This is a genomic window from Acinetobacter courvalinii (genome assembly GCF_014635545.1).
Lineage (GTDB): Bacteria > Pseudomonadota > Gammaproteobacteria > Pseudomonadales > Moraxellaceae > Acinetobacter > Acinetobacter courvalinii.
In genome coordinates, this window is the sequence record NZ_BMDA01000003.1 from 333,440 (window position 1) to 359,743 (window position 26,304).

25 protein-coding genes are annotated in these 26,304 nt (G+C 42.1%); 12 read left to right on the forward strand and 13 right to left on the reverse strand.

Features of this window, described 5'->3' with window-relative positions:
* Positions 1-100 precede the first annotated feature (100 nt).
* The gene (locus IEV39_RS13750; RefSeq protein WP_005227068.1) at positions 101-571 is read left to right on the forward strand and encodes a tRNA (cytidine(34)-2'-O)-methyltransferase; all 471 of its coding nucleotides are present in this window, start codon (positions 101-103) and stop codon (positions 569-571) included.
* On the opposite strand, the gene IEV39_RS13755 is transcribed toward IEV39_RS13750, so the two are convergent.
* Both IEV39_RS13755 and IEV39_RS13760 read right to left on the reverse strand, forming a co-directional pair.
* Positions 572-952, reverse strand: a complete 381-nt coding sequence (locus IEV39_RS13755) for a VOC family protein (protein ID WP_005288550.1) — start codon at positions 950-952, stop codon at positions 572-574. It abuts the gene before it with no gap.
* A 17-nt stretch (positions 953-969) separates the two neighbouring features.
* Entirely contained in the window at positions 970-1,353 is a 384-nt protein-coding gene (locus IEV39_RS13760; protein ID WP_005288545.1) for a winged helix-turn-helix transcriptional regulator, read from the reverse strand.
* Between the two features lie 117 nt (positions 1,354-1,470).
* Here IEV39_RS13760 and IEV39_RS13765 point away from each other — a divergent pair, with 117 nt between their 5' ends.
* Positions 1,471-2,025: a flavodoxin family protein gene (locus tag IEV39_RS13765; RefSeq protein ID WP_005288543.1), complete on the forward strand. Its 555-nt coding sequence runs from the start codon at positions 1,471-1,473 to the stop codon at positions 2,023-2,025.
* Positions 2,026-2,083: 58 nt separating this feature from the next.
* Here IEV39_RS13765 and IEV39_RS13770 read toward each other — a convergent pair whose 3' ends face one another.
* The 6 genes from IEV39_RS13770 to rpoD all read right to left on the reverse strand — a co-directional run bounded on the left by IEV39_RS13770 (position 2,084) and on the right by rpoD (position 8,647).
* Positions 2,084-3,481, reverse strand: a complete 1,398-nt coding sequence (locus IEV39_RS13770) for an APC family permease (RefSeq protein WP_005288539.1) — start codon at positions 3,479-3,481, stop codon at positions 2,084-2,086.
* A 256-nt stretch (positions 3,482-3,737) separates the two neighbouring features.
* Positions 3,738-4,922, reverse strand: a complete 1,185-nt coding sequence (locus tag IEV39_RS13775) for an iron-containing alcohol dehydrogenase (protein WP_005227076.1) — start codon at positions 4,920-4,922, stop codon at positions 3,738-3,740.
* A 1-nt stretch (position 4,923) separates the two neighbouring features.
* Complete coding sequence (locus IEV39_RS13780; RefSeq protein WP_005288536.1) at positions 4,924-5,457, reverse strand: hypothetical protein; 534 nt, start codon at positions 5,455-5,457, stop codon at positions 4,924-4,926.
* Positions 5,458-5,537: 80 nt separating this feature from the next.
* Positions 5,538-6,191, reverse strand: a complete 654-nt coding sequence (gene lipB, locus IEV39_RS13785) for a lipoyl(octanoyl) transferase LipB (RefSeq protein WP_005288532.1) — start codon at positions 6,189-6,191, stop codon at positions 5,538-5,540.
* Between the two features lie 148 nt (positions 6,192-6,339).
* On the reverse strand, positions 6,340-6,627 hold the full coding sequence (locus tag IEV39_RS13790) for a YbeD family protein (RefSeq protein WP_004775193.1): 288 nt from the start codon (positions 6,625-6,627) through the stop codon (positions 6,340-6,342).
* 130 nt (positions 6,628-6,757) lie between these two features.
* On the reverse strand, positions 6,758-8,647 hold the full coding sequence (gene rpoD, locus IEV39_RS13795; RefSeq protein WP_005227079.1) for an RNA polymerase sigma factor RpoD: 1,890 nt from the start codon (positions 8,645-8,647) through the stop codon (positions 6,758-6,760).
* A gap of 347 nt (positions 8,648-8,994) precedes the next feature.
* Here rpoD and IEV39_RS13800 point away from each other — a divergent pair, with 347 nt between their 5' ends.
* Positions 8,995-9,201, forward strand: a complete 207-nt coding sequence (locus IEV39_RS13800) for a PA3496 family putative envelope integrity protein (RefSeq protein ID WP_004775189.1) — start codon at positions 8,995-8,997, stop codon at positions 9,199-9,201.
* 76 nt (positions 9,202-9,277) lie between these two features.
* Positions 9,278-9,802 carry a YecA/YgfB family protein gene (locus IEV39_RS13805; RefSeq protein ID WP_005227080.1) on the forward strand — a complete coding sequence of 175 codons (525 nt, stop codon included), beginning with the start codon at positions 9,278-9,280 and terminating at the stop codon, positions 9,800-9,802.
* Between the two features lie 142 nt (positions 9,803-9,944).
* Here IEV39_RS13805 and IEV39_RS13810 read toward each other — a convergent pair whose 3' ends face one another.
* The gene (locus tag IEV39_RS13810) at positions 9,945-10,550 is read right to left on the reverse strand and encodes a LysE family translocator (RefSeq protein ID WP_005288527.1); all 606 of its coding nucleotides are present in this window, start codon (positions 10,548-10,550) and stop codon (positions 9,945-9,947) included.
* Between the two features lie 102 nt (positions 10,551-10,652).
* On the opposite strand from IEV39_RS13810, the gene IEV39_RS13815 reads away from it, so the two are divergent.
* The gene (locus IEV39_RS13815; protein ID WP_005288521.1) at positions 10,653-11,549 is read left to right on the forward strand and encodes a LysR family transcriptional regulator; all 897 of its coding nucleotides are present in this window, start codon (positions 10,653-10,655) and stop codon (positions 11,547-11,549) included.
* 16 nt (positions 11,550-11,565) lie between these two features.
* Here IEV39_RS13815 and IEV39_RS13820 read toward each other — a convergent pair whose 3' ends face one another.
* Both IEV39_RS13820 and trhO read right to left on the reverse strand, forming a co-directional pair.
* On the reverse strand, positions 11,566-12,186 hold the full coding sequence (locus tag IEV39_RS13820) for a DedA family protein (protein WP_005288519.1): 621 nt from the start codon (positions 12,184-12,186) through the stop codon (positions 11,566-11,568).
* Positions 12,187-12,331: 145 nt separating this feature from the next.
* Positions 12,332-13,264, reverse strand: coding sequence for an oxygen-dependent tRNA uridine(34) hydroxylase TrhO (trhO, locus tag IEV39_RS13825; RefSeq protein WP_005288517.1), 933 nt, complete (start codon positions 13,262-13,264; stop codon positions 12,332-12,334).
* A gap of 109 nt (positions 13,265-13,373) precedes the next feature.
* Between trhO and IEV39_RS13830 the strand changes: the two genes are divergently transcribed.
* Positions 13,374-13,871, forward strand: coding sequence for a DUF1289 domain-containing protein (locus IEV39_RS13830; RefSeq protein WP_005288504.1), 498 nt, complete (start codon positions 13,374-13,376; stop codon positions 13,869-13,871).
* Between the two features lie 80 nt (positions 13,872-13,951).
* Here IEV39_RS13830 and IEV39_RS13835 read toward each other — a convergent pair whose 3' ends face one another.
* The gene (locus IEV39_RS13835) at positions 13,952-15,715 is read right to left on the reverse strand and encodes a DKNYY domain-containing protein (RefSeq protein WP_032883195.1); all 1,764 of its coding nucleotides are present in this window, start codon (positions 15,713-15,715) and stop codon (positions 13,952-13,954) included.
* A gap of 118 nt (positions 15,716-15,833) precedes the next feature.
* Positions 15,834-17,108, reverse strand: coding sequence for a citrate synthase (gene gltA, locus IEV39_RS13840; protein WP_005227086.1), 1,275 nt, complete (start codon positions 17,106-17,108; stop codon positions 15,834-15,836).
* Positions 17,109-18,006: 898 nt separating this feature from the next.
* On the opposite strand from gltA, the gene sdhC reads away from it, so the two are divergent.
* The 6 genes from sdhC (at position 18,007) to odhB (ending at position 26,180) form a co-directional block, all read left to right on the forward strand.
* Positions 18,007-18,408: a succinate dehydrogenase, cytochrome b556 subunit gene (gene sdhC / locus IEV39_RS13845; RefSeq protein ID WP_050441709.1), complete on the forward strand. Its 402-nt coding sequence runs from the start codon at positions 18,007-18,009 to the stop codon at positions 18,406-18,408.
* A complete protein-coding gene (gene sdhD, locus IEV39_RS13850) occupies positions 18,408-18,773 on the forward strand; it encodes a succinate dehydrogenase, hydrophobic membrane anchor protein (RefSeq protein ID WP_005227090.1) in 366 nt (121 codons plus the stop codon). Before sdhC ends, sdhD begins: the two co-directional genes overlap by 1 nt.
* Before the next feature lie 12 nt (positions 18,774-18,785).
* The gene (sdhA, locus tag IEV39_RS13855) at positions 18,786-20,681 is read left to right on the forward strand and encodes a succinate dehydrogenase flavoprotein subunit (RefSeq protein WP_005227091.1); all 1,896 of its coding nucleotides are present in this window, start codon (positions 18,786-18,788) and stop codon (positions 20,679-20,681) included.
* Between the two features lie 14 nt (positions 20,682-20,695).
* Positions 20,696-21,406 (forward strand): succinate dehydrogenase iron-sulfur subunit, encoded by a 711-nt coding sequence (locus IEV39_RS13860; protein ID WP_005227092.1) that lies wholly within the window; start codon positions 20,696-20,698, stop codon positions 21,404-21,406.
* A gap of 743 nt (positions 21,407-22,149) precedes the next feature.
* Positions 22,150-24,990: a 2-oxoglutarate dehydrogenase E1 component gene (locus tag IEV39_RS13865; protein ID WP_005227094.1), complete on the forward strand. Its 2,841-nt coding sequence runs from the start codon at positions 22,150-22,152 to the stop codon at positions 24,988-24,990.
* Positions 24,990-26,180 carry a 2-oxoglutarate dehydrogenase complex dihydrolipoyllysine-residue succinyltransferase gene (gene odhB / locus IEV39_RS13870; protein WP_005288496.1) on the forward strand — a complete coding sequence of 397 codons (1,191 nt, stop codon included), beginning with the start codon at positions 24,990-24,992 and terminating at the stop codon, positions 26,178-26,180. Before IEV39_RS13865 ends, odhB begins: the two co-directional genes overlap by 1 nt.
* Positions 26,181-26,304: the final 124 nt, after the last annotated feature.

The window sequence follows — 26,304 nt, forward strand, 5'->3', positions numbered from 1 at the left end:
TTGCGGAGCTATAACCGCTCCTCACCTCTTTAAAAAAGAGGAGAGTTCCTCCCTTTTTCAAAGGGAGGCTAGGAGGGATTATGAAAAGTAGAGAAAATTTGTGATTCATGTCGTCCTATACGAGCCTGAGATTCCAGCGAATACAGGTAATATCATTCGTCTATGTGCCAATACAGGTGCGCAACTCCATTTGGTAAAACCTTTGGGTTTTGAGCTGGATGATAAAAAGTTAAAACGTGCAGGTTTGGATTACCATGAATGGGCACGAATGCAAATTTGGGACACTATCGAACTTTGCCTTGCTGACTTAAAAGCCAAAGGGGTTGAGCATGTCTTCCCATTGACGACTAAAGGCAGTGCCACACCGCATACGGTGGACCTGAATCGTCCAGTTGCCTTATTGATGGGGCCTGAAACCCGTGGCCTGCCTGAGCAGGTACGTATGATGTTTCCACAAGAGCAGTGGATTCGTTTGCCAATGGCGGAAAACTCAAGAAGCTTGAATCTTTCCAATGCGACCGCTGTCATTGTCTATGAAGCATGGCGACAACAAGGCTTTAAACAACTCTAATCAAAGATCGCCATATGGGCTTGCCACAACCAGCGTATATCCATTGAGGTCTCTAAACCAGATCTCCCGATGATGCGCATTGGGATTGTATTTAGGGCCTTCCAGAATTTCGACTTGATGGGTTTGTAGTTTTTGCACAATCTCATCAAATCGATTGCTTTCAAACCACAATGACACGCCGTTACCGATCACTCGTTTCGGATCTCCGATATGTGGATGTTCATGTGCTTGCCATTGATGCAACTGCAACACCATATGCTGTTCAAACAGTAACTGTTCATATTCTTTACCGCCATGACCACTTTCTAGGCCAAGTATTGTCTGGTACCACTGACTGGTTTTCTCAACATCTGCAACTGCAATTAAAGGTTGTGGATACATATTCGTACCTCATTGTGTTATTCGATCTCTTGTTCTTGTATCGAATCAAAATGTTGTTGAGCGTAGATGACCTGTTCGATATTACTCTCAGCCCAATCTTTGAGTTGATATGCCATTTCTGCCACTTCCAGACCGAGTGGGGTAAGTGAATAATCCACTCGAATCGGGGCGGTATTCTGCACCTGACGCTGGATAAAGCCATCTCGTTCCAGCATTTTGAGCTTCTGAGACAATACTTTAGGCGAAATGCCTTGAATACTTTTTTTCAATAAATTGAAATGTTGGATGTCTCGTGCCAGCACATTAATAATCATCAGTACCCATTTGTCTGCAATTTTTTCGAAAAATAAACGGGCAGGGCAATGTTGTTGATAAATATCGTATTTTAATGCCTGATTCATAGCGATAACCCTCATTTTCTCAATCGAATGTCAGTAGTTACCAATTGGTAACTAATTGACACCTAGTTTCTAAAATATATCATTAAATCGAACTTTTGAAAAATTTTGGAAACTCTCATGACACAAATTGCAGTTGTATATTTCTCTGGCTATGGTCATACCAAAGTAGTTGCTGAAACTTTTGCGGGTGCAATTGATGCGACTTTGATTGAAATTGATCAGAATGGCGAGATTACTGAACAAGACTGGCAAACCCTCAATAATGCACAAGGTATTGTATTTGGCGCACCCACCTATATGGCAGCAACGCCTTGGCAATTTAAGAAATTTGCCGATGCTTCTTCAAAAATCTGGTTTACCCGCGGCTGGCAAGATAAGGTATTTGCAGGTTTTACCAATAGTGCAAGTCTGAATGGTGACAAGCAAGTGACCTTAATTCAATTACAAACCTTGGCATCACAACATGGTGGTATTTGGGTGAGCTTGGGTTTATTACCTGCCAATACCAAAGCGGCTAAACGTGAAGATATTAATAATTTGGGTGGTTCAGTTGGTCTGCTGGTTCAGTCACCGTCAGATGCAAGTACTGATGAGATTCCAACAGGCGATTTAGAGACTGCGAAGCTTTATGCACAACGTGTGAAAGCAATTGTTGAAAAATTGCATGGTTAAAATAAAAGATAATAAAAAAGGCGCATTAAGCGCCTTTTTTATTTTAATGTGATGAAAATTAATGTTTATCATCAAATTCATTATGTTGTGGTGCGTTGTATTTAAAGCCCTTGGTTTTATAACCCAAGTATAAAATACCAAACATGGCCCACCATAAACCGAACTTCAATGCCGATTCTTCAATTTCAAGCCACATCGCAAAGATGCTGATAAAGCCGAGCAAAGGAATAATCACAAAGCTGATTATGTCTTTCAAGTTTTTAGTTCGGCCATCTCGTAAAGCATATCGAGAAATCACAGACAGGTTTACAAAGGTAAATGCTGTCAGTGCACCAAAGCTAATCATTGAAATCACAATATCCAGATCCATAAAGCCCGCAGTCAATGCGACTAAACCGACAATGATAATGTTATACGACGGAGTAAAGGTTTTTGGACTGATATGACCGAAAATCTTCTTATTGATTACGCCATCACGACCCATCACGTACATCAGGCGAGAAACGCCTGCATGTGCAGAAATCCCGGAAGCCATGACCGTTACAATGGCAAAAGCAAGTACGTAAGACTGGAATAATGAACCGCCGACCAAAAGCAGAATCTCGGGTTGAGTTTCAGCAATATTGGTGAAATACGACTTTGGATCATTCGGGAAGTAAATCTGCATAAAGTAGGTGCTAATAATGAAAATAACACCAGCAAATAATGCCGTCAGGAAAATCGCTTTCGGTAAGGTCTTTTCTGTATCTTTGGTTTCTTCTGCCAAAGAGCTGAGTGAGTCAAAACCTGTAAATGAGAAGCAGAGCAGGGTCGCACCTGTGATTAATGCACCCACTGAGGTGAGTTCATTCCAAAACGGTTCCAGACTCCACAACTGATAACGGGTTTCAGCCGTAATCGCGCCGTCTGCATTAATCCCCATCTGTAATTTGTCATAAACCAGATAGGTAAAGGTACCAATCACAATCAGCTGCACCAGTACAATCCAGCTATTGAAGTTGGCAACAAAACGGGCACCACGCAAGTTGATCCCTGTCATGAATGCTGTGAGGACAACCACCCAGACCCAGTGATTTACTGTTGGGAACAAGGCTTCCAGATAAATCACCGCCAAGATAATATTGACCATCGGCGAGAGTAAATAATCCAGCCAGGATGACCAACCCACCATGAAACCTACATTGGGATGAATTGATTTTTGTGCATAGGTATAAGCCGATCCTGATGAAGGGTATCGACGGATCATGTGACCATAACTGATTGAAGTAAATAAGATTGCAATCAGGGCAACAATATAAGAGGTCGGAACATGGTGATGACTTTCTTCGGAAACCAGTCCGAAAGTGTCAAACAACGTCATGGGTTGGATGTAAGCTAAACCAATAATAATAATATGCCAAAGACCAAGTGTCTTTTGCAGCTTAGCTACCGGTGGAGTCCCAGAGATATTTGTCAACGGCGTTATCCTCATAATCGTTGATCAAGGATCAGCTATGGTTTAAGGATCATTTGAGACGAAATGATCCCCCCTACAGAAAAAACGAAGTGCGCCAATCTATCGTAAAACGCTATAAATTGGCAGTACTTTTACAATTTTTTTAGCAACTTTTTTGCCAAAAGGGTAAACAAAAAGATGAATATCGATTCACCACAATAAAATAAAGCCTCAATGATGAGGCTTTATTTTGTTTAAAATTAATTAATTCAATGAATTACCATGCTTTTTGCAAGATTGCGCGGATATCTTGCAGGTTGGCTTCTTTTGGATTGTAGATGATAGAACCATCATTTAACGCCTTTTCAGCTACTTCATCCAGTTGTGCTTCAGTAATTTTACCTGTTTCGCGCAAAGTACGTGGAAGCTTGGTCAGGCTAAATAAGCGGTCGCGCATTGCAAGTACAGTGGCAATGGCTTTGTCGGCACGTAAACTTGCTGGCGTTTGTGCATAAATATCGGCGCCTGCAAGTGGCAGTAATAGTTCACCAATCTTGTCGCCATTAATTTCTTTGTTATATTCAAGCACATATGGCAAGAACAGGTTCATGCATAGGCCGTGGGGCAGGTGAGCTACTGCGCCCAGCGCATGGCCGAGTGAATGAACCAGACCAACCATTGAATTCGAGAAGGCAATCCCGGCCATGGTAGATGCCTGCGCAAGCTCTAAACGACCTTGTGCATCGCTTGGGTTATCCAAAACTTTGAACAGGTTTTCACTGATCTTTTTAATGCCGGCACTGGCATAGGCATCACTCAATGGATTGGCTGCCAAGCAGGTATATGCTTCAACACAGTGCGTCAATGCATCCATACCCGTCATGGCGGTTAAATGCGGGGGCAAGGTCTGGGTCATGCGTGGATCGAGAATCGCTGCATGTGGCATCAGGTAGTAAGAGGCAAAAGCCAGTTTTACATTGCGTTGCGTATCCGAAACTACCGCCACCATGGTCGCTTCTGAACCGGTACCTGAGGTGGTTGGAATCACGAAGAAAGGTTTCAGTGGTTTAGGTAGGTTGTGTGCACCTGAATATTGCAGCAGGTCATCACCCCCTTCAGACACTAGGATATTGGTTGCCTTAGAGGTATCGATAACTGAGCCACCCCCAATCGCAATAATCGCATCACATTTTTGCTTGCGATACAGTTCTGCTGCTAAGCGAACCACTTCCAGACTTGAATCGGGTGGAACATCATCAAAGATTGCACCAATCACCGCATCTGTGGTGCTAAAAGCAGCCTCGATTGGGCTGAGTAAACCATTGGCACGTACGCCTTTGTCGGTAATGATCATGGGGCGTTTTGCGCCTAAGGTCGCAAGTTCAAAAGGAATGTGCTCTAACGCAGCGTTACCAGCAATGACTTTTACAGGACAGAAAAACTCGTAATAAGGCTTAGCCATGTTATGCGCTCCGGTTCAGATATGATTTTGCGACTTTAAGATAGATATTTTTTGCACCTGTGAATTTTTGTTTTAGTGTCAATTCAGCAGGGTAGCGTTTGACTGCCAGTGAAGCGATCAGTTTTGGTAGGATCAAGGCTTCCATTTTATTCAGACAGCGCACCAGACGGATGGCACTGGAGACATCACCATCAGCAATCATACGGTCATTGGCAAAGGCCTGTGCCGTACTTTCCTGAAAAGAAAACACCAGAAAGGCATGGGTCAGATGCTTGAAAGTAATGGTCAAATCAGGCTTGCCTTTATAGTTTGACAACAGCTCTAACTGTTTTTCTTCGGTCACACGTGCCACAAACGCAGGTCCATTTGGAAAAACATTCATTGAAAGGATAAAACCAACAGGAAACTTGGACACTTCCTCTTGAACTTCACGATCCACTTGGCTTGCCATTACGAGGCCACGACCCACAACGTCCATCATGAGTTTGACATAGGCAAATTGCAAAGTGGGCTTCACTGCTTTGGTTGAAATCACTTGCTCGTCCCTTGTTAAAATTATGCACTGCTAATTTAGAGTATTTACTCTAATTTATTTTAATTGGATTGAAAAGTAAATTATTCAGATATGACTACAAGGTCATTAAAGAAATCCGTATTTTTTAGGTAGCTAATGAATGTATCGCAAAGCTGCTCAAAGCTTGGGTAATCTTGCAGTAAGTCTTGCAAGCGCACCATTTCTAAACCTGCATAGCCGCATGGGTTAATGGTTTGAAAGCCAGTGAGGTCGCAATCGATATTCAGCGCAAGTCCATGATAACTACGACCGCGACGGATCTTAAAGCCCAGTGAACCGATCTTACGTCCATCGACGTATACCCCGGGTGCATCAGGTTTGGCATAAGCGTCAATATTGTATTGTTTGAGCAGATCGATCATGACCTGCTCGGCAAAGCTGACCAACGTTCGGACATGCCACTTCAAGCGATTTAAATCCAGAAGGATATAGGCCACCAGTTGACCTTTGCCATGCCAGGTGACTTGGCCGCCACGATCGGTGTGAACGACCGGAAGATTACTGTGCATCAGAATATGTTCTGCCTTACCTGCTTGTCCTTGGGTCAAGACATCCTGATGTTGTAATAACCAGACTTCGTCAGGGGTGTTTTCATCACGCTGGGTTGTGAAGTCTTTCATGGCTTCAAAACGTGTCGTGTAATCTTGCAGATCATTGAAACAACGAATGATTAAGGTCGGTTTTACAGCACTCATTACAGCAGAATTTCCTTTGCAGCTTTTAATCGGGGAGTGGCTTAATTATGGAATGATTTTGAGCAGATAAATAGCCGTTTAAGCATAGATAGGCTGTTATTTTTAACGTAAAAAAATCCAAAACACTGTCGCATTTTGGATTTCTGTATTAAAGCGCTGTCTTGATTAGAGGACAGGCTGCAAGGTCAGCATAGAGTGCATGAACTTGTTCCAGCTCTTCAAAGCGTAGCTGAGCCGTTAAAGAGTGGTATTTACCTGTACGTGAAGGCTGAACTTTTACTGAGTTGCCATCAAATTCAGGGAAGTGCTTCTGCAAAATATCAACAACAGCGACTCGAAGTTCATCCCCTGCATTACCAATCAGTTTGATTGGATAGTCCATTGGGAAGACCCAAAGATGTTCTTGTAATTCACGAGAAGGAGTGCGGTCTAACATGAGCAACCTCTTAATTTGAAACGCCTGCATCAGTGCAGGCGCTTTTGATCTAATACATAGATGGGGATGAAGTGTTGAACTTCAAGTCCTGAGGAAGGGCCTTAACCCTCACTCAAGAGGTCCCAAAAGATTAGTCGTTTTCCAGGAATGAACGTAAGTGTTCTGAGCGAGAAGGATGGCGAAGCTTACGTAACGCTTTCGCTTCAATCTGACGAATACGTTCACGTGTTACGTCAAACTGTTTACCAACTTCTTCCAAAGTATGATCGGTTGGCATATCGATACCAAAACGCATTTTCAATACTTTAGCTTCACGTTCAGTTAGGTTTTCAAGCACTTCACGGGTCGCTTCTTTTAAGCCTTCCGAGGTCGCAGCATCCACTGGAGAAGTGATGTTCGAGTCCTCAATGAAGTCACCAAGATGCGAATCTTCATCATCACCGATCGGTGTTTCCATCGAAATCGGTTCTTTCGCGATTTTAAGAACTTTACGAACCTTGACTTCGTCCATTTCCAGACGTTCACCTAACTCTTCAGGCGTTGGTTCACGACCCATTTCCTGAAGAAGCTGACGTGACACACGGTTGATCTTGTTGATTGTCTCAATCATGTGTACTGGAATACGAATGGTACGGGCCTGATCCGCAATCGAACGGGTAATCGCCTGACGAATCCACCAGGTTGCATAGGTCGAGAATTTATAACCACGACGGTATTCAAACTTGTCTACGGCTTTCATCAAACCGATGTTACCTTCCTGGATCAAGTCAAGGAACTGTAAGCCACGGTTGGTGTATTTCTTCGCAATCGAAATCACCAGACGTAAATTTGCTTCTACCATCTCTTTTTTGGCACGGCGTGCTTTGGCTTCGCCAACCGCCATACGTTTTGAAATCTCTTTGATGTCTTTAACGTTTAGGCCAAGGTCGTTCTCGATATCGGCAATCTTTTGCTGGAATGCCAATACGTCTGGACGTACTTTTTCCAGATGGGCTTTGGTTTCAGCAGGCGCTTTGGCAATTTGTTCGTCTAACCAAGCAGGATTTGATTCTTGCTCAGGGAAGGTGGTACGGAACTGGTTACGGTCCATACGGCCACGACGCACTGCATAACGCATGATTTCACGTTCATTTGAACGGATCTGTTCATGGGTACCACGAATCATTTCTGAAATGATTTCGAATAGGCGCGGGGTAAATTTGAACATCATGAACACAGCAGCAAGTGCTTCGAGTGCTGCTTTCGCTTCTTCACTGTTACGGCCATGTTTTGCCACAACAGTTTTTGTTTCATTCCAAGCCGCTTCTAATTCCGAGAAACGAACTTTAGCAACCTCTGGGTCTGGACCTGAATCACCTTCAGAGTCATCATCACCTTCAGATTCTTCTTCTTCGTCATCATCATCAAGTTTGACGTCTTTGGCTTTAGATGAAGAATCTTTTTCTTCATCTTCTTCTTCAATCTCAGCTTCTTCCAGAACTTCTGGAATATCTTCATCAGTTTCTGGGTCTAAATAACCAGAAAGAATATCGGCAAGACGGCGTTCGCCAGTTAAAAAATCATTATATTCTTGTAAAACAACTTCAACAGCATTTGGCCAGTAAGCAATCGAGTGTAAAACGTCACGAATACCTTCTTCGATGCGTTTTGCAATGCTAATTTCGCCTTCACGTGTAAGAAGTTCAACGGTACCCATTTCACGCATATACATACGTACAGGGTCAGTGGTACGACCAGGCTCACTTTCAACCGATGCTAATACGGCAGCAGCTTCTTCTTCGGCAACTTCGTCAGCAGCTTCGGTGGATTCACCAAACATGGTGTCATCAGTTTCTGGCGCACGTTCATGCACTGGAATACCAACGTCTTGAAGCATCTGGATGATGTCTTCAATCTGCTCACTTTCCGTAATTGAGTCTGGTAGATGATCGTTAACCTCAGCGTAAGTTAAATAACCTTGCTCTTTGCCTCGGCTAATCAGAGCCGCTACTTGCGAAGTAGGGGAATTCATATCGCTCATCTTTGCTTACTCTTTTGTTGAATCTGTGGCGGTGAAAAACCGTGCATGATAGCACAATTCACGGTGAATGTTTTGGATTTGATCCGTTTGCTCTAAATAAAAAATAGAATGGATTGCACGTTTGTTCATTGAATATGGGGTTAAGTCATAATTTTTCAAGCGTAATTCCTGTTTAAAGAACTTTTTTGATTGTTGATGTCCTTGGATTATAAATACACAAAAAAACTGCCGAAAAAAAGTACAAAACACGGTTTTATAGTAAAAAAAACAAATAAAACTTGACAAGGTGGGCCAAGACCGATAAATAGCGGCTAGACCCATTAACATTTTTTCATTAGAGGTACTTAGTGTCTTCTACAGATTTTGAACTAGATGATGATAACTACGGTGAAGATGATGTTGGTTTTGATGAGTCATCAGGAAAAATCAGCGCTAAAGAATCATTAGAAAAGCGCCGTTTAATTGATGACCTTTTAGCTCAACGTCGTTTAGAACGAGAATTAAAAGATTTTGACTATGATTTCGACGATGATGACCTTGACGACGAAGACTAAGCGAAATTGCTAAGACTTCACGCCCGAAAATGTTATGCTGTTGCCGATGTATTTTTAAAATTGGATTAAACAAAGAATGAGCACGTTAGATTTAGACTTATTGAGTAATTATCTTGACGGTGATCAAAACGAATACGGTCTAGATTTTGCAGCGACTCATGGCTTTTTGTGTGCAATTGCCGTTGGTCCACAATTTGATCGTTGGTTAGATGAACTTTTCGAAGGTAACCACAAGAAACTTCCTGCAGAAGTGCTTGAGCAGGTGAAGCTTTGGTTGGAGTCGATTCGTCAGGATTTAGCCAATGAAAATGGAATCGAGTTTCCATTTGAAATCGAAGAAGCGGATGTCGAGTCAAGCTTGGGCGATTGGAGTGTTGGTTTTGTCGATGCAATGTTCCTGAATGAAGATGCATGGTTTGCACCTGAGTTTGAAGAACAGTTGATCGATTTAACTTTACCGATCATGGTCTTTAGCGGGATCGATGAAGAAGATCCACAAATGGAATCTTTCCGCCGTAATGGCCAGTTGATGGATGAGTTGGCAGAAGAAATTCCTGAAAACTTAAATGAACTTTACCTGATGTATCATACGCCAGCGTAATGGTGCATCCAGAGCAGTTTAAAAAAGCTGCTCTGGCAAAAGAAGTATGAAAACGTCCCGAGTGGACGTTTTTTTAATGCTGGCTGTTATTATTAAAATCACATAACAATATTTTATGCCGCCATAATCATGATGTGTTTAATTAAAAAGTCACGATAAATAAGCTGCATCCTAATCCACTGAGTACAATGCCAATCAGACGATTAATAATAATCTGTTGAGACAGAATTTTATTTCTAATACTGGGTGTGGCACAGAAAAGCGCGATTAGGCAAAACCATAATAAGTGACTTGCAGACATAAAAAGACCATAGCCAAGAAGTTTGGCATTGCTATTTTCACTGCTCATGAGTTGAGAATAAATACTCATGACAAATAATGTGGTTTTAGGATTCAGGCTGTTGGTGAAAAAGCCATGCTTAAATGCTTGCCAGCGAGTAAGATCAATATGGCTTTCTTTGAATATCACTGCTGCTTGGGTAAATATTTTATAGCCAATATAAATCAGATAGGTCGCTCCAATATATTGGATCACTTGAATTAAACCGGGAATGTGATGCTGTAAAAAATTTAATCCAATCACACTGTATGCAACATGTACCCAGACACCACAGGCGATACCATAAGCTGTGCTGAGTCCTAAGGGGCGGCCATAGAGATAACTATTTCGGCTGACCAGAGCAAAATCTGCACCTGGACTCATAACAGCAAGTAAGGTGACCAAGCCAACCACAATTATTTCATTCACTCATCTATTCCTGTGTGCATTGTTTTAACAATTTCTATATTTTTCATATTCTTGCTATATTTAAAAACGAAATTTATTCTGGTTTATGCATGAGTTTTTGGAATGATTGAGCGCTTGTCTTTGAATTCACTTAAATTTTTTTACTATGTCGTTCGTTATCAAAGTATGACGAGCGCCGCAGAACATTTATGTGTGACACAAGGTGCAGTCAGTAAGCAGCTTAAAAGCCTGGAAGAGATGCTTGGTTTTACCTTATTTATTCGTGAAGCACGAAAATTACGCTTAACCCAGCAGGGCGAGGTGCTGTTTGAATGCTGTCAGCATGTATTTCAACAGATAGACCAGTGCTTAGTGCAGCTTAAGCAAACTGAAATAAAAAAGAATTTAGTGTTGTCCTGTGAACCGACGATTGCCATGAAATGGCTGATTCCACGTTTGGCACAATTTAAACAGCTTTATCCCGACTTTGAAGTGAGTCTGCTCACGGCAGGAGGAGAGGTGGATTTTAGAACACAACACATTGATCTGGCCTTGAGGCGAGATGATTTTGATTGGGGGAATGCAATTTATAGTGAAAAGATTGCAGAAGAGCAGATGTTATCTGTAAAAGCAAAGCATACACAGTTTGCGGAAAACCAGATCTTTATTTCCAAGTCGAGGCCGCAGTTATGGCAGCAATTTAAGCAACATCAAACACAATTAAAGCATTTTAAACCCGCTCCTCTTGAGCATTTTTATTTGTGTATTGAAGCCTGTTTGGCAGGATTGGGTGCAACTGTGGTTTCGGCTTATATGGTAGAACGGGAAATTAAATATCATCTGCTAGAACCGATGACATCTGGCTATGCTGATGGTTCATCTTACTATCTGTTATCAGCACAACCTTTTGAAGAGGATGTCCGAAAGTTATTGTTGAGAGATTGGCTGAGAGATGAAATGCGCAACAGCCAGTTATGGTTGGCAGCCTTTAATCCCTTGGCTTTACATTCATCAGATTAATCTGGTGGCGTTTGAATTAAGCTCTAGGTTTTTTGTTGAGATAAAATTTTTTAACTGCCCACCATGCAATATACACCATCACAATCAGCAAAATGATAGTGCTGATCCTTTGCATAATCAGACTCATCAATGCCTGATTCTGACTGAAGTGAAAACCCAAATAAGCCAGAAAACTGGTCCAGATCACGGTCCCAGCTGTACTGTAGAGCATGAATTTACTAAACGGCATTCGGCTCATGCCCGCAGGAATACTGATTAAAGACCGCACTGCCGGAATCATGCGGCCAAAGAATACAATGCGGTGACCATGCTTATTGAACCACTCCAGTGCCTTATCTAAATCGGCAACCTGAATACGCAAGTACTTGCCATATCGTTCTATGAGCCTGACCAGACGAGGTTGAGGAACTTTGCGTCCAATCCAGTACAGCAGCATCGCTGCGAGTATGGAACCTGCACTGCCTGCCATGATGACACCGATGAGCGTCAGTTCACCTTTTGAGGCAGTATAACCCGCTGAAGGCATAATAATTTCTGAAGGAATAGGTGGAAAAACATTGTCCAGAAACATTAAAAATGCGATACCTAAATATCCCAGTTTTTCCATGATGGAAAGCACCCATTGTTCCAGTCCCATAACGCCTTTATATAATTCATTTGCTTGTTGTTTTTAGCATAGTTGTGCCGGGGCGATTGCTCAAGCAGTGAAACGTTACATCATTTTATCAAGCCCATAAAAAAGCCATAGTTTAACTATGGCCTGGAGAAATCTTTTTTGTCGTTTACAGACGCTTGCGTTTAGCAGCCGCAATTTGTGACTGGCGCATACGGAAGCCTGCTTTTTGCTTGTCTGAGGTTTTATCAATACAGTAAACACAAGACACGCCATGTTCATAACTTGGTAGTTCAGCTTCAACTTTGGTCAGTGGCCAGCCACAAGCGTGACACTTGATGTTTTCGCCTTCTTCAACGCCGTGGGTCACCGCAGTACGGCCGTCGAATACAAAGCATTCACCTTCCCACATACTTTCTTCAGCAGGGGTTTCTTCGAGGTATTTAAGAATACCGCCTTTCAGATGGTAGACCTCATTGAAACCTTCTTGAAGCAAGAGAGAGGTTGATTTTTCACAACGGATACCACCGGTACAGAACATCGCAATTTTCTTGTCTTTGTGCTGTTCAAGGTTTTGCTTGACGTATTCCGGGAATTCACGGAATGTTTCTGTTTTCGGGTCAATCGCACCCTTGAATGTACCTGCCTTATATTCGTAATCATTACGGGTATCAATCAGGATCACGTCATCACGGCTAATCAGCTCGTTCCATTCTTTAGGATCAAGGTAGTGGCCCACCAAGTCACGTGGCTTTACTTCAACACCTAAAGTTACAATTTCTTTTTTGAGTTTAATTTTCATTTTACGGAATGGTTTTTCAGAGCTTTCAGACTCTTTATATTCCATTGCGTTAAAACCTTCATCCAAAAGGAATTGATGGATTGTATCAATGGCAGCGCGGTCACCTGCAACCGTACCGTTAATTCCTTCAGAAGCGACAATCAGAGTTCCACATAAATTGATACGATTCACCAAGTCCAAAAGACGTTGTTGCAGACCTGCTGCATCTGAAACTTCTTTAAATTGATATAGTGCCGCAACAACCCAATTATTGGTCGCTTGCTGTTCTACAGGTGCAAGCTGTTCTACAGTAGCGTTCATGGATAACTCCAAATGTATTAAGATAGGAAAATAAGGCGCATATCTTAGCGTGAAATCTGAAAATAAGCGAGAAAACCATAAAATAAATATGGTTTTATAGGAGTTGGTTTTGAGTAACGATCGTCGAATTCCATCATTGACCCCATGTGCAGGGCGCTGTTCAACGGTATTTGGTGATCTTGTCTGTCGTGGTTGTCGTCGCTTTAATCACGAGGTAATTCAGTGGAATACCTATACGGCCGAGCAGCGTTTGATGGTGTGGAAGCGTTTAGATGCACAGCTCGATCAGATCCTTGTGCCTTTATTACCGCATGCAAACTTACAGCATGTTGAAGGCTTTATTCAAAATAAGCGGATTCGGGTCTTAGACAGCGCCACTACAGGTCGTAAGCTGTATCATGCTTTAAAGCTGTGTGAGAAGAATAAACATTTGGCCCATGAGAGTGGGCTTGGGATTGCTGATGCACAGGTAAAACCGATCTGGGATGAGTTTGAACGTCGGGTACTGGCCTTGGCAAAAGCGAGTTATGAGTTGGCATGGTTACGTGCCGATGGTATCAGTAATACTTTAATGCGTGCTTTAGAGCTGGAAGAAGACGAGATTTAAGCAAGCACTTGTTATAGAAAATCTTATTGATCATGAGGTTTGTTGATAGACATCTAGCTCATCTTGTTCATATTTTGAGATTAGTTGATCTCCCTGTTATGAAATAGGTTGGATAGTTTTAAAGCGCTAGGGTTACGGGAAAAATATTGTGCCATGATCTGTTGATCTTGTGCACGAATCAAGCTGATTTTAAAACCATGTGTCGTCGTTCCAGAAGAACGCCCTTTAGATCGGTAGATCTTTTCAGTGATGCTGTACATGTTTTTTCCATCACTAAAGCGTCGATCCTCCAGAGCTTGTAGTTGTATGGGTTGAGGAAAATGATAGAGCACTTTTAAGCGTTGATAAAACTCATCATAGATATAAATGTTTTGCTGATCTGCAAAAATATAACTGAAATTTCCTGGATAGGGCTCACTGCTTTGGCTACCAATGAGTTGCAGGTGTGATAAATCAACGGGCGTTGTTCCCCAAAACTTGTGCTCAGCACTATGTGGTAATGGATGTTCATTTAAATAAAAAGATCGACCGTCTGTTGCTAGGTGTAAGTTCTGACTAAAACGGTTGCTGCCACTAAAAATCTGCGTCTGTTGCGCATTTAACTTGTCCAGCTTTTTATCTTGATAATAAACTACCTGTTGATCGTGAATATATTGGCTGTTATTTGGAAATGCTTGGCTCTGTTGAGGATTTAAATCTGTTAATGCTTTTGTTTTGTAGTAGACCTGTTGATCATCTTTGGCATAGAAATAGCCGAGTGCATTAAATTGTGGATGTAATATCGCAGTAAAACCAGCTGCATTTGCATTGGCTAGGGGCTTATCCTGAAAGTAAACCTGTTGACCATCTTTGGTGAAATCATTGCCTAAATAGTTTGTTTGTGCAGGATTTAATTGAGACAAGATGTGGTCTTGCCAGTAAACATGTTGTGGTGTTTTACCGACATTGCTATACAGCTCATCTGCGCGATTAGGAAGATTGCTCAGAGCTAAGCCTGTAAATTGATCGGCCTTTGCTTGGGGAACTAAAAAAGTACCTTGGCCTTGTTTAAAAATATAAACCTGATTCTGGAATGTTTCGAAATTTGTGCCGGAGATTGACTGGGTTTGTTGATGAGGCAAATCAACGCTGCCATCGTTAAATTCATGCCAGAGGAGGCAGCCCATAAAAAGGCTAAAACTGGCTAAAATAACAAGGATTAATCCAACTGTAAGCCATCTTTGTTTTCTTTGAAAAGAGGCTAGCGCCTGTTGATCTGCAATTATGCTAATGATGTCAACATGGGTTTTCTTGTTGATACTTGCATTGCTGGTACGTTGTAATTGTTGCTGCTTAGCCAGAGCTTCCAGTTTTTTCCAAAACTGTAAAAACTCACTGTGTTGTTGGGTTAAAGTGGCAGGCCACATCCATGAATTGAAATAAAAATATTGCCGATAAGGTACTGTTTGGGTCAGCAGGTTTAAGCTATGGATCTGGGCATGATGTTGTTGTAGTTGAATATGAATTAAATCTTGCCAAGGATAAAAATAAGTCTGCGCTGATTTTTCTAGACCAAGACCTTGCCGATAGAGTTTAAGCGTAATCGTTTGTTTTAAATATTTTTGATAAAGCTGGTTATAAAGATAAAGAACGGGTAGCAATAGACCCAACATCAACGCAATATTAAGCAGTTGGGCAAAGAAGGGGAGAATTTGATAAAAATAATAAAGGCTAAAATCGTAGAAGCAGTAAACCAAAAATAACCAGCTCAGAATGATCAGTGCCAAAAACAGCACAAATGACGGAATCTTCATTTCGTATGCTGTGATTGTTGTTTCGTATAAAACAGCGGACTTTTTGTTCATTGCTTCAATGTTTTAGTGGGACGTATATAAAGGTATGTAGGTGTTATTTCTCTCAAGCATAACGGATAAAACAAAAAAAGGATGCATAAGCATCCTTTTTTATCAACGCTAATATGAATTAACGTTTGATGTCACGCTGCGTCGAGCCTGTGTAAAGCTGACGTGGACGACCGATTTTGTACGGACCGCTGTGCATTTCTAACCAGTGGCTGATCCAGCCTACTGTACGTGCAAGCGCGAAGATTACAGTAAACATTTCTGTTGGGATACCAATCGCTTTTAAGATGATACCTGAGTAGAAATCTACGTTCGGGTAAAGCTTACGTTCTACGAAGTACGGATCGCTAAGCGCAATACGCTCAAGTTCCATAGCAAGTTGCAATTGTGGATCGTTGATGCCTAAAGCTTCAAGAACTTCGTCACAAGTCTGTTTCATGACTTTAGCGCGTGGGTCGAAGTTTTTGTAAACACGGTGACCGAAGCCCATGAGTTTAACTTCTTTACGCTTCACTTTTTCCATGAATTCAGCAACGTTTTCTACGCTACCAATTTCATCAAGCATCTTAAGTACAGCTTCGTTTGCACCACCGTGAGCAGGTCCCCAAAGTGCAGAGATACCAGCAGAGATACATGCATACGGATTCGCACCAGTAGAACCGGCAAGACGAACTGTAGAAGTAGATGCATTTTGTTCGTGGTCAGCGTGAAGCGTGAAGATACGATCCATTGCACGTGACAGAACAGGATTTACCTTGTAATCACGGTCAGCAGGCGTTGCAAACATCATGTGTAAGAAGTTTTCTGCATAACCAAGATCATTACGTGGGTAAATGAATGGTTGACCTACAGTGTACTTGTAGCTCCATGCTGCAAGGGTAGGGATTTTTGCGATTAAACGAATCGCAGTAATTTCACGGTGATTTACATCTTCGATGTCTAAACCATTGTGATAGAACGCAGATAAGGCACCAACAACACCAACCATTATCGCCATCGGATGAGCATCACGACGGAAACCATTGAAGAAACGGCTGACTTGATCGTGAACCATGGTGTGGTTACGTACTTTAGCGTCAAATTCTGTCTTTTGTTCAGCATTTGGAAGTTCGCCATTTAATAATAAATAACAAGTTTCCAAGTAGTCTGCTTGAGTCGCTAATTGATCAATCGGATAGCCACGGTGTAATAACACACCTTTGTCACCATCAATGAATGTGATCTTAGATTCGCAAGCCGCTGTCGCCATAAAACCAGGATCGAAAGTAAAGTGACCTGATGCTAATACATCTTTAACGTCAATTACATCTGGGCCCAATGTGCCGCTGTAAATTGGTAATTCAATTTCTTTGCCATCAAGCTGTAATACGGCTTTTTTGCCAGTTGCTGCAGACATTCAATAGATCTCCTGTCCTGGTGAATGATTATCTGACTCGAAATACTAATCTTGTCATGTGCGAATCAGACGGTGTCAAAATTTGCTATAAGATTAGTGGCTACTAAAATTTTGTCAATTATACTTAGGGATAAAAAATGACGTTGCTACAGTCAATTAGTCATTCAGTATCGAAGAAAAAACTGAGTAAAATCACAGCACCGGTCGAGTATAATATGTCAAATCAAGATTTAGGTGCAGAAAAAAAATGAAGCATCAGTCCAATTGTAAGTAAATTTTTAGAGAGGCAAGATTTTGCTGCTTATAAAATAAATACTTATCGCTTTTCAAAAGCCTGTGTTTCCCTATGCTTAGCCTGTACTGGTCATTAAAAAAACAATTTAAAACGTGACTTTTAAACTAATAATTGATTCATTTTGGTGCAATTGATTGTATAAAAAATGACTGATTGATTTCTGCGACTGACTTATAAAAATAGATTATTAATTGATTATATTTAATATATAAATGAGCACTATTATTTTGAAGTATGCATAAACTGTGATTATTTGGACAAATAAAAACTTAAAAACGAATTATTTTGAGAAAATATAAGAAAAGAATTTATTAAATTAGAAACTATCCATAAAAAATAGTATCTTAATTTTATCATTACAAAACAAATAGATAGTATTTTTTGTCTGAGCATGTTGTTTTTTTGGTCATTATTATGCATGTGAATGATTCTTATTTAAAGTTTTTTTCGACTAAAGCGAAAGCTGATTGTTTGTATTTTGATATTTCACGTTTTATAATTCGATGTCGTTTATAGGTTAGGCATGTGCTGTGCTTGCCTAACAATGCCAGCTTTCCTTTGAATTAATTCAAACAAACTCCGGATGGAGTTTCTACCTACAGGATGCCCGCTGTGAAAAGCAACAGACCTGTCAATTTGTCCATGGGTCAGGTGTTAGCGGTAAATTTACGCTCACCCGTGGCTATTGCATCAATTCTACACCGTCTATCAGGTGTAATCGTTTTCTTATTAGTCGCTGTTCTTTTATGGATTTTGGATAAATCTTTATCTTCACCAGAAGGATTTGACTACGTTAAAAATGTCGTTTTCGGAAATATCCTTGTACGTTTTGTCGTATGGGTATTTGTAGCTGGATTAATTTTCCACCTAATCGCAGGGATCAAGCATTTACTTGCTGACCTCGGTTTCGCTGAAGAATTACAAAGCGGTCGTATCGCGGCTACAGTTTCATTGATCTTATCTGTGATCGGTATCGTCGCAGCCTTTGTATGGATTATGTTCTAATGAAAAGTGCTACAGGTTTAACAGGTTCAGGTTCACGCGATTGGTATATCCAGCGTATCAGTGCTGTAGTGTTGGCTGCATACACTATTGTTTTATTAGGCTGGATCCTTTGCCATAGCGGATTTGGTTATGAACAATGGGCTGGCTTTATGCTGACTTTGCCAATGAAGATCTTTTCTTTATTAGCAGTATTATCGCTGGTTGCACACGCTTGGATTGGTATGTGGCAAGTCTTTACTGATTATGTAACGACTCGTCAAATGGGTCCTTCAGCTTCAGGTTTACGCCTTGTACTTACTTCTGCTGTCATTATTTCAGTGATCGTGTACGCAATCTGGGGTATCCAGATTTTCTGGGCAAATTGATAGGAAGAGATCATGGGCGCTATTAACCCTAAAGAAGATTATTCAAATATTCAAAACCTCACTTTCGATGCCGTTATCGTCGGTGGTGGTGGTTCTGGTATGCGCGCTGCTTACCAACTTGCTCAAGCGGGTTTAAAAGTTGCGGTATTGACCAAAGTATTCCCGACACGTTCGCATACGGTTGCTGCCCAGGGTGGTATTGGTGCGTCGTTAGGTAACATGCAAGAAGATAACTGGCACTATCACTTCTATGACACGGTTAAAGGTTCTGACTGGTTAGGCGATCAGGACGCAATCGAGTTCATGACCCGTGAAGCGCCAAAAGTTGTTTACGAGCTTGAACACCTAGGTATGCCGTTTGACCGTAACCAAGATGGTACGATCTATCAGCGTCCATTCGGTGGTCACTCTGCTAACTACGGTGAAAAAGCGGTTCCACGTGCGTGTGCTGCTGCCGACCGTACAGGTCATGCGTTATTGCATACCTTGTACCAAAGCAACGTGAAAATGGGCACCCAGTTCTACGTTGAGTGGATTGCATTAGACTTGATCCGTAACGAAGCGGGTGATGTGCTTGGTGTGACTGCCATTGACCAGGAAACCGGTAACATCGCGGTATTCCAGGCTAAAGCAACCTTATTTGCTACCGGTGGTGCGGGTCGTGTTTATCGCGCATCTACAAACGCATATATCAATACTGGTGACGGTCTTGGTATGGCTGCTCGTGCAGGTATTCCATTACAAGATATGGAATTCTGGCAATTCCACCCAACGGGTGTTGCGGGCGCAGGCGTATTGTTAACCGAAGGTTGCCGTGGTGAAGGTGCGATTCTTCGTAACAAAGACGGCGAACCGTTCATGGAACGCTATGCACCGACTTTAAAAGACTTGGCGCCACGTGACTTCGTATCACGTTCTATGGACCAGGAAATTAAAGAAGGTCGTGGTTGTGGTCCTAAAGCCGATTATATCTTGCTAGATATGACGCATTTAGGTGCTGAAACAATCATGAAACGTCTGCCATCTGTTTATGAGATCGGTAAGAAGTTCGCAAACGTTGACTGTACGAAAGAGCCGATTCCGGTAGTACCAACAATCCATTATCAAATGGGTGGTATTCCAACCAACATTCATGGTCAGGTGGTTGTACCGCATGGTGTGGAAGAGGGTGAATTCTCTGCGCACTACGATAAGGATACTAAAGAGTATTCTTATAAAGGTACGCGTGACTATGTGAAGCCGGTAAAAGGTTTCTACGCGATTGGTGAATGTTCTTGCGTATCGGTACATGGTGCAAACCGTTTAGGTACCAACTCATTGCTTGACCTTGTGGTATTTGGTAAAGCAGCGGGCGAACACATCATTGATTACGTGACCAAACATCATGGCGATGACTATGCACCGCTTCCAACAGATGTACTGGTTAATACCTTAGAGCGTGTACGTAAACTGGATGAATCAACGACTGGTGAAAATGCACAAGAAGTTGCTGATGCAATCCGTGACATCGTACAAGATCACGCAGGCGTATTCCGTACCCAAGCATTGCTTGACAAAGGCGTGAAAGAAATCCTTGCGATTGAACCACGCGTACGTAACATTCATTTAAAAGACAAGTCTCGCGTATTTAACACTGCACGTGTTGAAGCGTTAGAAGTTGAAAACTTGTATGAAGTTGCGAAGGCGACCCTGATTTCTGCTGCTGCACGTAAAGAATGTCGTGGTGCGCATACCGTGGTTGACTATGAGTTAGCACCGGATCACCCAACTTACTCTTACGGTCGCCGTGATGATGAGTGGATGAAGCATACTTTATGGTATTCATCAGACAACCGTCTTGAATATAAGCCAGTGCGTTTCAGCCCGTTAACGGTTGAAGCAATCGAACCTAAACCACGTACATTCTAATCGGGAGAACCAAGATGAGTAGAGGCACTCGTACATTCGAAATCTACCGCTATGATCCTGATAAGGATAAAGCGCCGTACATGCAAACCTTCAAACTTGAGTTAACCGACAAGCACCGTATGTTGCTTGACGCGTTACTTGCGTTGAAAGTGCAGGATGAATCATTAACATTCCGCCGCTCTTGCCGTGAAGGTATTTGTGGTTCGGATGGTGTGAACATCAATGGTAAAAACGGTTTGGCGTGCTTGTGGAACTTGAACGACTTGCCAGAGAAGATTGTAATCCGTCCTTTACCAGGTTTACCTGTGGTAAAAGACTTGGTTGTAGACATGAACCAGTTCTATGACCAATATGACAAGATTCAGCCGTTCTTGATCAATAACCAGCCAGCTCCGGCGAAAGAACGTTTACAGTCTCAAGAAGAGCGTGAACACTTAGATGGCCTATATGAATGTATTCTTTGTGCATGTTGTTCAACTTCATGCCCATCATTCTGGTGGAACCCTGATAAGTTCCTTGGACCATCTGCATTGTTAAATGCGTATCGCTTTATCATTGACTCTCGTGATACAGCAACACAAGAGCGTTTGGCTCGTTTAGACGATCCGTTCTCTTTGTTCCGTTGTAAAGGGATCATGAACTGTGTATCTGTATGTCCTAAAGGTTTGAACCCGACAAAGGCAATTGGTCACATTCGTAACATGTTATTAGATCAAGCGGGTTAATTCGTTTTTTCTAAGCCAGAAAGGGGCCCCGCAAGGGGCTTCTTTTTTTATTTTGCGAAAGCTTAACGACTGGTTGAAAAGTAACTGCCTGAGTAAAACCTGACTTGAATTTGAGAAATTTAGCCTCAAATATTTATGGATTTTGTTGCTAATTAAAATCATCAAAATCGATATGGTGACTAGGTTGATTTATTTTTAATCAAACTGGATGCGCTTTGTGCAATATTTGTAGAGAATGTTTATTTTTGATCGATTGGAGTGCAACTTTTATCAAAAGGGCGGTATATTAGAATATAATTTGATATGTGTATTTCGCTGCTTTATAGGTGGTATGTGTCAAAAAAATCAATCCAAGCTTGAGAACATGTTAGGATTTCTGCCACAACTGGAATCAAAAAATAAGCAGTTTCTTGGGCTTATCGATTAAGAAAGCCTTCAAGATTTGTACAGGTTTTAGTGAAAAAGTCAATTTAGAAAAGTTAAAAATTTAGTTAATTTTTCTAAAATGATTTGCAAAAAATTGCTCGATTTCATCGAGTATGAAGAATGAGTTATGTGCCTTGAATTGAAGGTGCATGGCTCATTTGTTACATCACAGGGATTACTCCTGATGTGTAGTAATAATGTCTCAGGGTTGGATTACCTTGGGTAGTAGTGTCGTGTTACCAATTTGGCACTATGAATCATGGGTGTGCTTAAAAGGCAGCCTGTATTATTTTTTGCAATAGGAAATGGGTCCAAAAATGCAAGAAGTTGCTGACGCATTGCGTCTTGACACTGAACTTTCCGCTGATAGTGCAGCGTATATTGAAGAGCTATACGAACAGTACCTAACTTCTCCAACCTCAGTGTCAGAGGATTGGCGTGAATATTTCGATAAATACCCTAAAGGTGATCAACCACACGGCAGTGTGCGCGAGCAATTCCTCCTTCTGGGCCGTAATGCAAGCCGAGTTCAACCTGTTGTTCAAAGCACTGTAAGTACAGAACATGAGCGTCGTCAAATTGGTGTATTACAACTCATCGCTGCTTACCGTAACCGTGGTCATCAAAAAGCTAAACTCGATCCATTAGGTCTTGCGAAACGCGAAGACGTTCCTGACCTCGATTTATCTGCTCACGGTTTAACCAAATCTGATCTTGATACTGTATTTAATACAGGCAACCTCGCCATTGGAAAAGCAGAAGCAACCTTGTCTGAAATGGTTGAAGCCATGGAAGCAACGTACTGCGGTTCAATTGGTGCAGAATATATGCATATCGTTGACACTAAAGAAAAGCGTTGGATTCAACAGCGTCTGGAAAGTGTTCGCGGCAAATTCAACTATACCAATGATCAGAAAAAAGGTTTCCTAGAGCGTTTAACTGCTGCTGAAGGCCTGGAAAAGTATCTCGGTAATAAATTCGTTGGTGCAAAACGTTTTGGTGTGGAAGGCGGTGAGTCTTTTATTCCAATGATGAACGAAATCATTCAACGTGCAGGTAGCGTCGGTTGTAAAGAAGTTGTGATTGGTATGCCACACCGTGGTCGTCTCAACCTGCTTGTCAACATCATGGGTAAAAACCCGGCTGATCTTTTCGGTGAGTTCGAAGGCAAGAGCCTGCATAAAAAAGGTTCAGGTGATGTGAAGTATCACCAAGGCTTCTCTTCAAACGTCATGACACCAGGCGGCGAAGTTCACTTGGCATTGGCGTTTAACCCATCGCACTTGGAAATCGTTGGTCCAGTGGTTGAAGGTTCTGTTCGTGCGCGTCAAGTACGTCGTAAAGACATTGGCGGTGATGACGTTCTTCCTGTTATCGTTCATGGTGATGCTGCGTTTGCAGGTCAAGGTGTGAATCAGGAAACTTTCCAGATGTCACAAACCCGTGGTTACACAGTGGGCGGTACAGTCCATATCGTGATCAATAACCAAGTGGGCTTCACGACTTCTGATCCACGTGATACACGTTCTACCGAATACTGTACTGACGTTGCAAAAATGATTCAGTCACCGATTTTCCATGTAAACGGTGATGATCCTGAAGCGGTTATTTTTGCCACTCAAATTGCACATGACTTCCGTCATGAATTCCGTAAAGATGTCATTCTGGACTTGTTCTGCTACCGCCGTCGCGGTCACAACGAGGCGGATGAGCCATCTGCAACACAACCATTGATGTATCAAGTCATCAGCAAGAAAGCAACGACTCGTACTTTGTATGCTGATCAGCTGGTTCAGGAAAAAATTCTTGACCGTGCAAGTGCTGATGCCATGGTTGAAGGCTACCGTTCTGACCTGGAAGCGGGTAATCACGTTGCCAATGCATTGGTTCGTGAGCCGAACAAAAAAATGTTTGTAGATTGGACGCCATACTTGGGCCATGAATATACAGACATCTGGGATACAACATTCAGCATCGACCGTTTGAAAGAGCTTGGTCAGAAGATGAATACATTGCCGGAAGGTTTTGTATTACAGCGTCAAGTTCAAAAAGTCATCGATGACCGTGCGAAAATGCAAACAGGTGAAATGCCACTGAACTGGGGTGCTGCTGAAACCTTAGCTTATGCAACTTTGCTTGATGATGGCTTCCTGGTACGTATCACCGGTGAAGACGTAGGTCGTGGTACATTCTCGCACCGTCATGCGAAATTGCACAACCAGGTAGATGGTTCAGTTTATATTCCGCTTTGCCATATCAAAGAGAATCAGCCACGTACTGCGGTTTATGACTCTTTATTGTCTGAAGAAGCTGTACTGGCATTTGAATACGGTTACTCAACCACTTTGCCGAAAAGCTTGATCGTTTGGGAAGCGCAGTTCGGTGACTTCGCAAACTGTGCGCAAGTTGTAATTGACCAGTTTATCGCTTCGGGTGAAACCAAGTGGGAGCGTGTTTGTGGTCTTACCATGTTGTTGCCACACGGTTATGAAGGTCAAGGTCCAGAGCATTCATCTGCACGTTTAGAGCGTTTCTTGCAGCTTTGTGCTGAAGACAACATGCAAGTGATGACCCCAACGACTCCTGCGCAAATTTTCCATGCGTTACGTCGTCAGGCAGTTCGTCCGATTCGTAAGCCAATGATTGTAATGTCACCAAAATCATTACTACGTCATAAACTTGCGACTTCAACACTTGATGAATTGGCAAACGGTTCATTCCAAACCGTGATCGATGAAATTGATCAAATCAATAAAGCAGACGTAACTCGCTTAGTGCTTTGTGGTGGTAAGGTTTATTACGACTTGCTTGAAAAACGTCGTGAACTTGGTCTTAACCATGTTGCGATCGTTCGTATCGAACAATTGTATCCATACCCAGAACAACGCTTGGCTGAAGTTATGGCTGAGTATCCAAACATTCAAGAACTTGTTTGGGCACAAGAAGAGCCGAAGAACCAAGGCGCTTGGTTATTCATCGTTCCTCGCTTGTATGAAGACGTTCTTAAATCTGGTAAACAAATCCGTATTAGCTATGCTGGTCGTGAAGCATCTGCCGCACCTGCTTGTGGCTCGCCATACTTGCATGCAAAACAACAAGCTCAGCTCATCAATGACGCACTTGCTATTGAAGTTGAACAATCAGGAGATTCTAAATAATGGCAACCGAAATTAAAGCACCGGTATTTCCAGAGTCAGTTGCTGACGGTACGATCGCAACTTGGCACAAGAAAGTAGGTGAACCTGTATCACGTGATGAAGTGATCTGTGACATTGAAACCGATAAAGTTGTTTTAGAAGTGGTTGCTCCAGCTGATGGTAGCCTTGTTGCAATCATCAAAGATGAAGGCGATACCGTTCTTTCTGACGAAGTGATTGCTCAATTCGAAGCTGGTGCTGTTTCTGCGGCTGCTCCTGAAGCTGCTGCACCAGCAGAAGCGGCGCCTGCTGCATCTGCACCTGCGGCTGCTGCATCAACTCAACCGGTTGATCAAAACCAGGCACCTGCAGTGCGTAAAGCATTGTCTGAAACTGGTATCAATGCTGCTGACGTTCAAGGTACAGGCCGTGGTGGTCGCATCACTAAAGAAGATGTTGCGAACCATAAGCCAGCTGCAGCAGTTCAACCATTAAGCGTTGCTGTAGGCGAGCGTATCGAGAAACGTGTTCCAATGACACGTTTACGTAAGCGTGTTGCTGAGCGTTTATTGGCGGCTACACAACAAACTGCAATGTTAACTACGTTCAACGAAGTGAACATGAAGCCAATCATGGAAATGCGTAAGCAATATAAAGATGCTTTCGAAAAACGTCATGGTGCTCGTTTAGGCTTTATGTCTTTCTTCGTTAAAGCGGCAACTGAAGCATTAAAACGCTACCCAGCTGTAAACGCATCTATTGATGGCGACGATATCGTTTATCACGGTTTCTATGACATCGGTGTAGCCGTTTCTTCTGACCGTGGTCTGGTTGTTCCTGTACTTCGTGATACTGACCGTATGAACTATGCAGAAGTTGAAAACGGTATCCGTGACTATGCATTTAAAGCACGTGACGGTAAGTTAGGCATCGAAGACATGACTGGTGGTACGTTCACAATCACCAACGGTGGTACTTTCGGTTCATTGCTTTCAACACCTATTTTAAACCAGCCACAAACTGCAATCTTGGGTATGCATAAAATCCAAGAGCGTCCTATGGCGGTGAATGGTCAAGTTGAAATCTTGCCAATGATGTATTTAGCGCTTTCTTATGACCACCGTTTAATCGATGGTAAAGAAGCGGTAGGTTTCTTGGTAACAATCAAAGAATTGTTAGAAGAGCCAGCTAAACTCATTCTTGACCTATAATTTTTTATTTAAAAATCCCCCGAAGTCCCTCTTGAATTACAAGAGGGACTTTCACAAGTCTGATTAGTTTCTGGGTTTGTGAAATTTCTTCTCTGATAAAAGAAGATAGGGGCGATTCATTGGA

What these genes read in the sequence shown, in the direction of transcription:
- IEV39_RS13755 (WP_005288550.1), bottom strand. Translation starts at nt 952, where the DNA reads ATGTATCCACAACCTTTAATTGCAGTTGCAGATGTTGAGAAAACCAGT.
- IEV39_RS13760 (WP_005288545.1), bottom strand. Translation starts at nt 1,353, where the DNA reads ATGAATCAGGCATTAAAATACGATATTTATCAACAACATTGCCCTGCC.
- IEV39_RS13765 (WP_005288543.1), top strand. Translation starts at nt 1,471, where the DNA reads ATGACACAAATTGCAGTTGTATATTTCTCTGGCTATGGTCATACCAAA.
- IEV39_RS13775 (WP_005227076.1), bottom strand. Translation starts at nt 4,922, where the DNA reads ATGGCTAAGCCTTATTACGAGTTTTTCTGTCCTGTAAAAGTCATTGCT.
- lipB (WP_005288532.1), bottom strand. Translation starts at nt 6,191, where the DNA reads ATGAGTGCTGTAAAACCGACCTTAATCATTCGTTGTTTCAATGATCTG.
- IEV39_RS13790 (WP_004775193.1), bottom strand. Translation starts at nt 6,627, where the DNA reads ATGTTAGACCGCACTCCTTCTCGTGAATTACAAGAACATCTTTGGGTC.
- rpoD (WP_005227079.1), bottom strand. Translation starts at nt 8,647, where the DNA reads ATGAGCGATATGAATTCCCCTACTTCGCAAGTAGCGGCTCTGATTAGC.
- IEV39_RS13805 (WP_005227080.1), top strand. Translation starts at nt 9,278, where the DNA reads ATGAGCACGTTAGATTTAGACTTATTGAGTAATTATCTTGACGGTGAT.
- IEV39_RS13815 (WP_005288521.1), top strand. Translation starts at nt 10,653, where the DNA reads ATGATTGAGCGCTTGTCTTTGAATTCACTTAAATTTTTTTACTATGTC.
- IEV39_RS13820 (WP_005288519.1), bottom strand. Translation starts at nt 12,186, where the DNA reads ATGGGACTGGAACAATGGGTGCTTTCCATCATGGAAAAACTGGGATAT.
- trhO (WP_005288517.1), bottom strand. Translation starts at nt 13,264, where the DNA reads ATGAACGCTACTGTAGAACAGCTTGCACCTGTAGAACAGCAAGCGACC.
- IEV39_RS13835 (WP_032883195.1), bottom strand. Translation starts at nt 15,715, where the DNA reads ATGAACAAAAAGTCCGCTGTTTTATACGAAACAACAATCACAGCATAC.
- gltA (WP_005227086.1), bottom strand. Translation starts at nt 17,108, where the DNA reads ATGTCTGCAGCAACTGGCAAAAAAGCCGTATTACAGCTTGATGGCAAA.
- sdhC (WP_050441709.1), top strand. Translation starts at nt 18,007, where the DNA reads ATGCCCGCTGTGAAAAGCAACAGACCTGTCAATTTGTCCATGGGTCAG.
- sdhD (WP_005227090.1), top strand. Translation starts at nt 18,408, where the DNA reads ATGAAAAGTGCTACAGGTTTAACAGGTTCAGGTTCACGCGATTGGTAT.
- sdhA (WP_005227091.1), top strand. Translation starts at nt 18,786, where the DNA reads ATGGGCGCTATTAACCCTAAAGAAGATTATTCAAATATTCAAAACCTC.
- IEV39_RS13860 (WP_005227092.1), top strand. Translation starts at nt 20,696, where the DNA reads ATGAGTAGAGGCACTCGTACATTCGAAATCTACCGCTATGATCCTGAT.
- IEV39_RS13865 (WP_005227094.1), top strand. Translation starts at nt 22,150, where the DNA reads ATGCAAGAAGTTGCTGACGCATTGCGTCTTGACACTGAACTTTCCGCT.
- odhB (WP_005288496.1), top strand. Translation starts at nt 24,990, where the DNA reads ATGGCAACCGAAATTAAAGCACCGGTATTTCCAGAGTCAGTTGCTGAC.